Origin of the sequence: Pseudomonas syringae, assembly GCF_000737245.1 — a bacterium.
In the GTDB taxonomy this organism is placed as follows: Bacteria; Pseudomonadota; Gammaproteobacteria; order Pseudomonadales; family Pseudomonadaceae; genus Aquipseudomonas; species Aquipseudomonas syringae_J.
In genome coordinates this window covers 65,378-73,129 of the sequence record NZ_JPQU01000037.1, presented here as the reverse complement: position 1 = coordinate 73,129, position 7,752 = coordinate 65,378, and the positions used below count along the sequence as shown (strand labels likewise).

Annotated in this window: 7 protein-coding genes; 2 read left to right on the top strand and 5 right to left on the bottom strand. The window is 60.0% G+C overall.

The window, feature by feature from the left end; all coding sequences use genetic code 11:
- Positions 1-174: 174 nt before the first annotated feature.
- The gene (locus IV01_RS11590; RefSeq protein ID WP_032628921.1) at positions 175-1,047 is read right to left on the bottom strand and encodes a LysR family transcriptional regulator; all 873 of its coding nucleotides are present in this window, start codon (positions 1,045-1,047) and stop codon (positions 175-177) included.
- Positions 1,048-1,181: 134 nt separating this feature from the next.
- Between IV01_RS11590 and IV01_RS11595 the strand changes: the two genes are divergently transcribed.
- Both IV01_RS11595 and dctA read left to right on the top strand, forming a co-directional pair.
- Complete coding sequence (locus IV01_RS11595; RefSeq protein WP_032628918.1) at positions 1,182-2,351, top strand: mandelate racemase/muconate lactonizing enzyme family protein; 1,170 nt, start codon at positions 1,182-1,184, stop codon at positions 2,349-2,351.
- Positions 2,352-2,441: 90 nt separating this feature from the next.
- Positions 2,442-3,752, top strand: coding sequence for a C4-dicarboxylate transporter DctA (gene dctA / locus IV01_RS11600; protein WP_032628917.1), 1,311 nt, complete (start codon positions 2,442-2,444; stop codon positions 3,750-3,752).
- Positions 3,753-4,259: 507 nt separating this feature from the next.
- Here the strand turns inward: dctA and IV01_RS11605 are convergent.
- From IV01_RS11605 to IV01_RS11620, 4 genes are read right to left on the bottom strand one after another with little or no spacing between them, the layout of a single operon-like run.
- On the bottom strand, positions 4,260-5,561 hold the full coding sequence (locus tag IV01_RS11605) for an NAD(P)/FAD-dependent oxidoreductase (RefSeq protein WP_032628915.1): 1,302 nt from the start codon (positions 5,559-5,561) through the stop codon (positions 4,260-4,262).
- Between the two features lie 3 nt (positions 5,562-5,564).
- Complete coding sequence (locus IV01_RS11610) at positions 5,565-6,329, bottom strand: amino acid ABC transporter ATP-binding protein (RefSeq protein WP_032628913.1); 765 nt, start codon at positions 6,327-6,329, stop codon at positions 5,565-5,567.
- A 19-nt stretch (positions 6,330-6,348) separates the two neighbouring features.
- Positions 6,349-7,059, bottom strand: a complete 711-nt coding sequence (locus IV01_RS11615; RefSeq protein WP_032628911.1) for an amino acid ABC transporter permease — start codon at positions 7,057-7,059, stop codon at positions 6,349-6,351.
- A gap of 10 nt (positions 7,060-7,069) precedes the next feature.
- The gene (locus tag IV01_RS11620) at positions 7,070-7,732 is read right to left on the bottom strand and encodes an amino acid ABC transporter permease (protein ID WP_032628941.1); all 663 of its coding nucleotides are present in this window, start codon (positions 7,730-7,732) and stop codon (positions 7,070-7,072) included.
- Positions 7,733-7,752: the final 20 nt, after the last annotated feature.

Here is a 7,752-nt window from a genome sequence, read left to right as displayed (position 1 = left end):
GCCGAGCTTGCTCGCGAAGAACGATGACGCGATGCGCCTGGCGTGCCGCGTACCCTGTGGGAGCGGTGCTTGCCCGCGATGAACGATGACTCGGTATGGCTGATGGCCCGGGGCGTCTGGTTCGCGGGCAAGCCTCGCTCCAACAGGGGACCTTGGTCACCCGTTGAACACGGCTTAATCGCGCTCTTCCAGTCCGCTCCAGAATTGCTCGGCGAAATCGCTCAACGGCGTTTTTGGCCGGAACAGGCGGATTTGCGTCTCGATGTTTTCCAATTCCGGCCCTGCCTGTTGCAGACCACCCGCACTGATTTCAGCTTCAGCGAGGGATTCAGGTAGCCAGGCGACACCTTTGGCCTGTCGGGCCATGGACAGCAGCACCGCCGCCAGGTGGGAGCTGAACACCACTTCCAGATCAATGGCTATCTGATGGGTCTGCCGGTGTGCCTGAATGATCCGCCCCAGCCCGGATTCAGCGGTGTAGCTCAAGAACGGCAGCGGGTGTGTCGCCTGCAAGTCCGGGGATTGCAGCGGGCGCAGGATGTCATGACCCACCAGCTTGCTGAGAAACTGGCTGCTCTCGAAACGCGGCGGCACGTCCGGGTGCTGATGACACAGCAGGAACTGCACCTCGCCGCTGAGCAGCATGTGTTCACACACCGTCATGTTGTCCGAATGCAGGCGAATGGCCTCGATCGGCGCGCCGCGCTCGACGCGGCGGATCCAGGCCGGGAAAAAGGTGAACGACAGCGAGTGAGTCGCCGCAAAGTGCAGTGTGCGTGTTGCTTTGCCGGCGACTTCGCGCACGTCCATTCGCATCTGATAAAGCCGTCGCGTCAACTCCCGGGCGTTTTCCAGCATGCTGCGCCCGGCTTCAGTGAGTACCGCGCCCTGGGCCGTGCGCTCGAATAGCTCAACCCCCACCCAGCCTTCCAGTGCACGGATACGCCGGCTGAAAGCCGGTTGAGTGACGTGACGCAAATCGGCGGCGCGGGAGAAATTTCCGCTCTCTGCAAGGGCGTTGAAGTCTTCCAGCCATACCAGTTCCATGGGCAATGCCTTGTTCGCATAGGGTGGCGCATTATTAGCATTGGCCCGAATTTGCCGTCCAGTTTTAAAGTCCTCTCGCACAAACCCGGCATCGAACTGGATGGCGGGACTAACAATCAGAGAGGAGTTACCCCATGCGCATCGTCGACATTCGTGAAAAGACGGTCTCCATCGCATCGCCCATTGCCAATGCCTACATCGATTTCTCGAAAATGACCTGTTCGGTGGTGGCCGTCGTCACGGACGTGATTCGCGATGGCAAGCCGGTGATCGGCTACGGCTTCAACTCCAATGGACGCTACGGGCAGGGCGCCTTGATGCGTGACCGTTTTCTGGCCCGTGTGCTGGAAGCCGATCCGGAAAGCCTGATCGACCAGGCCAATGACAACCTCGACCCGTTCGCCATCTGGAAAGCCCTGATGACCAACGAGAAGCCGGGCGGGCATGGTGAGCGTTCGGTCGCCGTGGGCACCATCGACATGGCGGTGTGGGACGCAGTGGCCAAGATCGAGGGTAAACCCTTGTATCGCCTGCTTGCCGACCGCTACCGCAACGGTGTGGCTGACGACAAGGTATGGGTGTACGCGGCCGGTGGCTATTACTACCCGGGCAAGGATCACTCCAAACTGCAGCAGGAAATGCGCGGCTATCTGGATCGTGGCTACGACGTGGTGAAGATGAAAATCGGTGCCGTGCCCCTGGCTGAAGACATCAGCCGTATCGAGGCGGTGCTGGAAGTGGTCGGCTCCGGCCGGCGTCTGGCGGTGGATGCCAATGGTCGCTTCGATCAGCAGACTGCCATCGCCTACGCCGAAGCGCTGCGACCTTACGACCTGTTCTGGTACGAAGAGGCGGGCGATCCGCTGGATTATGCGCTGCAGGCCGAGCTGGCGAACCACTACGAATTGCCGATGGCCACTGGTGAAAACCTGTTCTCCCATCAGGATGCCCGCAATCTGCTGCGTCACGGCGGCATGCGTCCGGATCGTGATTACGTGCAATTCGACTGCGCGCTGTCCTATGGGTTGGTGGAATACATGCGCACCTTGAAAGTCATGGAAGACATGGGCTGGTCCTCCCGTCGTGTGGTGCCCCATGGCGGTCACCAGATGTCCTTGAACATTGCCGCAGGCCTGCACCTTGGCGGCAACGAGTCTTATCCGGATGTGTTCCAGCCGTTCGGTGGCTTCGCCGATGGCATCCGTGTCGAAAACGGTTACGTCGGTTTGCCTGACATTCCTGGCGTTGGCTTCGAAGCCAAGTCCGCACTCTATGCGGTCATGCGTGAACTCGGCGAAGGCTGATCGCTGGTTGCTGCACAGCGGGTCCGGAATGGGTCCGCTTACTCCTCCCTGCTTAATCCTCATACAACAAAACAACACTGAGGTTCAGCCATGAACACCGCCACTCGCTGGTATCAGCATCTCTACATCCAGGTATTGATCGGCATCGTTATAGGGGGCCTCTTGGGGTATTTCATCCCCGGCTTCGCAGCCAAACTGCAACCCTTGGCTGACGGCTTTATCAAGCTGATCAAAATGCTCCTTGCACCCATCATCTTCGGCACTGTCGTGGTGGGTATCGCCAAGATGGGCAGCATCAAAGAGGTCGGCCGCATTGGCGGCAAGGCCTTGCTCTACTTCGAAATCGTCTCGACCATCGCGTTGGTGATTGGCCTGGTGGTGGTCAATATCATGAAGCCGGGCGAGGGGATGAACATCGATGTCGCCTCACTCAACGCGAGCGCCGTCAGCGGTTATGCCCAAGTGGCGCAAGCGCAGGGTGGTGTGGTCGAGTTCTTCCTCAACATCATTCCCACCACCATGTTTGATGCCTTCGCTAAAGGCGCGATGCTGCAGGTAATTCTGATCTCGGTCTTGATGGGCGTGGCATTGGTGCAACTGGGTGAAACCGGCAAGCCGCTGGTCAATATCATCGATCTGTTGCTGCAGGGGCTGTTCAAGATCGTGGCAATGGTCATGCGTCTGGCACCTATCGGGGCCGGCGCGGGCATGGCGTTCACCATCGGTAAGTACGGGATCGGTACCTTGTTGTCACTGGGGCATCTGATCCTTGCCTTGTACGTCACCACGCTGTTTTTCATCATCGTGGTGCTTGGCTCGATTGCCCGTTGGTCCGGGGTGCCGCTGTTGACCTTCCTGCGCTATTTCAAGGATGAAATCCTCGTCACTTTGGGGACCTGCTCAACTGAAGCCGTATTGCCGCGCATGATGGTCAAACTGGAAAGACTCGGCTGCCGGCGATCGGTGGTCGGCATGGTGCTGCCCACCGGTTACACCTTCAACTCTGACGGCACCTGCATTTACCTGACCATGGCTGCCATTTTCGTGGCTCAGGCCACTAATACCCCGTTGGGCCTGGGGGATCAATTAGTGGTACTTGGCGTGTTGCTGCTGACCTCCAAAGGATCGGCGGGTGTAGCAGGCGCAGGCTTCGTGACTCTGGCAGCGACCTTGTCAGTGATTCCGGAAATTCCCTTGGTCGGTCTTGTGCTGTTGCTGGGCGTGGATCGCTTCCTCAACGAGGCGCGGGCAGTGACCAACCTGATCGGCAACGGCATTGGCACTATCGCCATCGCCAAATGGGATGGCGCTTTTGATCAGGCTGTTGCTGATCGGGAAATCGCTGCGATGAAAAACCCTGCCAAGGAGATCGCGCCTGCTTCGGTGACTTCGGCTCAGTGACACCCGCGGACGCTGCGTTCCGGCAGGTGGACCGTGTCATCGTTCATCGCGGGCAAGCACCGCTCCCACAGAGTTGGTGATTTCGTTGGAGCGAGGCTTGCCCGCGAAACAGGCGCCTCAGGTCGTCAGGCATACCGCGTCATCGTTCTTCGCGAGCAAACCCGGCTCCAACAGGCAAACGCAATCCCCTGTGGGAGCGGTGCTTGCCCGCGATGCAGGCGACACGGTTTAGCAGGCATACCGCGTCATCGTTCATCGCGGGCAAGCACCGCTCCCACAGAGTTGGTGATTTCGTTGGAGCGAGGCTTGCCCGCGAATCAGACGCCTCGGGTTGGCAGGCATACCGCGTCATCGTTCTTCGCGGGCAAGCCCGGCTCCAACAGGCAAACGCAATCCCCTGTGGGAGCGGTGCTTGCCCGCGATGCAGGCGACACGGTTTAGCAGGCATACTGCGTCATCGTTCTTCGCGGGCAAGCCCGGTTCCAACAGAAGTACGCGGTCCCTCGCTCACCCCCTGCGACGATCCAGATAATCCAGCCCGCGATACCAGCCGCTGACGATGGGCAGGAACCAGGCTTTGCCACGATAAAGCGGGTTGCCGGGGAAGTTCGGGTTGTCGAAGGCGCAGGGCTCCTGCAGCTTACCCAAATGTTTGCGGGCGTATTGATAGCCAAGGTACGTCATCAACGCCACACCGTTACCGTTACAACCCACCGCATGCTCGCTGCCATCGTGTTCCCCCATGTGGGCGATCTTGTCGAAGGTCATGCCGACCTGACCATGCCAGCAGTGAGTGACTTGATAGCCTTCAAGCTGTGGCCAGATTTCCAGCATTTTCGCGTGAAGATGCGGCGCCGCTTCGTACTCGCTCATTTCGAACGCGCCTGGGCGGGCACCAAACATCACGCGGGTGCCATCCGGGGATGGACGGGTGTAGATCACTTCGCGCTGGCTGTCGGTGATCATCAGGCGGCGCGGGTTGATCTCGTCCATCAGATGGACAGGGATCGCTTCGGTAGTGATCTGATAACTGCGCACCGGTATCACTCGGCTGCCCAGGTAAGGCGTCGCATTGCTGGTATAGCCATTGGTGGCAATGAACACCGTCTTGGCGGTCAGCGAGCCACGGCTGGTAAACACTCGCTTGGTCGGGCCCTGGTCTTCGATTTTCTGCAGGCGGCAATGGGAGGCAAATTTCACCCCGAGAGATGTGGCGAGCTTGCGCAAGGCAGCGTGATATTTACCCGCGTGCAGGCCGCCGTATTCCTCGATGAGGATGCCGCCCTTGTAGAAATCAGTAGCCGAAACTTCAGCCTGACGCGCCTTGCTGATTTCGTGCACGGTGACCCCAGTATGGCTACGCAGCAACTCGCCGTCCCTGCACAGTTGCTCGTAGTGCCGCTGGCTTATGGCGCCGAAAAATCGCCCGCTGATGTTCAGATCCGCGTCCAGATTTTCTTCACCAATAAAGCGCTTCAGATAGTCGAACGACGCCAGGGAGTCCTTGAGCAAGCGGGCCTTTTGCGCTTCGTTGACGCCTTTGACCGCGCCGCCTATCACCAGCTTCTGACCGCTTGAAACCATGCCGCCGGTGCGGGTGCTGCCACCGGCACCGATAGCCAGCTCATCCATCACCAGCACCTGGACGCCTCCACGGGCCAGCTCGATGGCGGCGGTCATGCCGCAAAAGCCTGAACCGACGATGAGCATCTCGACCTGTTCCGGTAGCGGACCGTTATGGCTTTCCGGTGAAGCGGCTTCCCACCAGTAGGGGGTCGTCTTGAAGTCGGGCGAATAGATCGAAGGCATGGCTCAGTTTCCGGCAGTAAGAAAAGAGGACAGGAATTCCCGGGTGCGGGGGTCCTGTGGCGCGCTGAACATGATGGCGGGCGGGGCCTGCTCGATGACGCGGCCTCCTGCCATGAACACCACCTGATCTGCCACTTCCCGGGCAAAGCGCATCTCGTGGGTCACCACCACCATGGTCATGCCCTCGTTGGCGAGATCACGCATGACCTTGAGCACGTCGCCAATGGTTTCTGGGTCCAGGGCTGAAGTTGGTTCATCGAACAGCATCGCTTCAGGCTTCATGGCCAGGGCGCGAACAATCGCGACGCGCTGTTGCTGACCACCGGAAAGCTCGCTGGGCCAGGCATCGGCCTTGTGTTCCAGGCCGACTTTTGCCAGCAGCTTGCGGGCGTCCGCTTCGGCTTCGGCGCGGTTGCACAATTTGCGCCGCACCGGCGTCAGGGTGATGTTGTCGAGCACGCTCAGGTGTGGAAACAGGGTGTAATCCTGAAACACCATGCCCACCTGCAGGCGCAATTTTTGCCAGGCGCTTTCACTGTGAGTATTGAGCTGTTTGCCGCTCAGCTCCACGGTGCCCTGATCGGGCTGGACCAGGCCGTTAAGCATGCGGATCAGCGTGCTTTTACCCGAGCCACTGGGGCCGATCAAAACCATCACGCTGCCGGGCTGCACATCCAGGTCGATGCCTTTGAGCACCTGAAGCGTGCCGAAGCTTTTATGCAGGCCGCGCAGGCGCAGCAAGGGCAGGGCGGAGGTGAGATCTGACATGGGGTGGTTTCCGGAATGATCAGTTAGGCGTCAGCGCAGGGCTGTTGACGGGAGTGACGTCAAGCGCTGGTCGTTCGTGCTTGAGCTTGCGTTCGAGGCGGCGACCGAGCGCGGTCAGTACCGAACACAACAGGAAGTACACCAGCAGGATCAGGCCGTAGACCGCAGGCGCGGCGTTGTAGCCGTCCATCATGGTGGTGCGTTCGACCACCAGTTGGCCGACCCGGAAGAACTCACTGACGCCGACGATGGCCCCCAGGGTGGTGGACTGCAGCAACAGCGTGAGCAGCCCCACATAGGCAGGCAGTACATGGCGAAACGCTTGTGGGCCGCTGACCAGACACAGCACTTCCCAGCTCTTGAGGCCCAATGCACGGGCGCTGTTGATCTGATGCACCGGTACCGCATTGAGTGCGCCACGCACCAGCTCCGCGGCGTTGGCACCACCCCACAGCGACAGGCCCAGTGTCACCGCAGCGAAGGGCGACAGGTCCAGGCCCAGCAGTGGCGCGCCGAAGAATACGAAGAAAATATTGACGATCAGCGGGATGCCGCGCAGCAGTTCGATATAGCCGCGCATCAGCCAGCGCAGCGGCGCAAAGCGCGCGTTGGCGAGAGTCCCGATAAGCACGCCGATCACGGTCGCACCCAACAGGGTGACACCGGCCAGGGCCAGGGTTTTGAGCAAGCCATCGAGAAAGAAGCCAGCGTTGTTGATCAACAGATTCATGGTCGGCTCCTCAGGTGCGATACGGCTTTTGCAGCCGCGCTTCGAGCCAGGCCGAAGCCAGGGACAATGCGACGACCAGCACCAGATAAATCACGCACATGGCGGCGAGCATCTCAAGGGTGCGGAAGTCCGAAGCAATCTTGTTCACGGCGACGTAGGTCAGTTCCGCCAGGCCAATGGCTTGCAGAAACGCCGAGTTTTTCAGCAGTGAAACCGCCGTGTTGAGCATTGACGGCAAGCTGGTGCGCAGGGCCACTGGCCGGGCGATCAGCCACATGAACTGCCAGCGATTGAGGCTCATGGCCGTCGCTGCTTCACGCAGGCCCAGCGGTACCGAAGCGAGGCCGCCACGCAGGTTCTCGATCTGGTAGGCCCCGGCCCAGAGTGTCAGGGTCAACACACTGGACCAGTACAGCGACAGCGGCAGACCTAGCCCTGGCAGCCCGTAGTAGATGAAGAACATTTGACCCAGCAGCGGCGTGTTGCGGATGAATTCGACGTAGCCTGCAACAACCGGGCTGATCCAGCGCAGCTTGAAGTAACGCACCGTCGCGCCCAGCAGGCCAATCACCAGCGATAGCGCGATTGCCACTGCGCTGACATTGAGGGTGACCCAGATGCCTTTGAGCAGCGCCGGCCATTGTTGCAACAGGTAGTTAACGTCGAACTCCACGATCACCTCACATGTGCCGG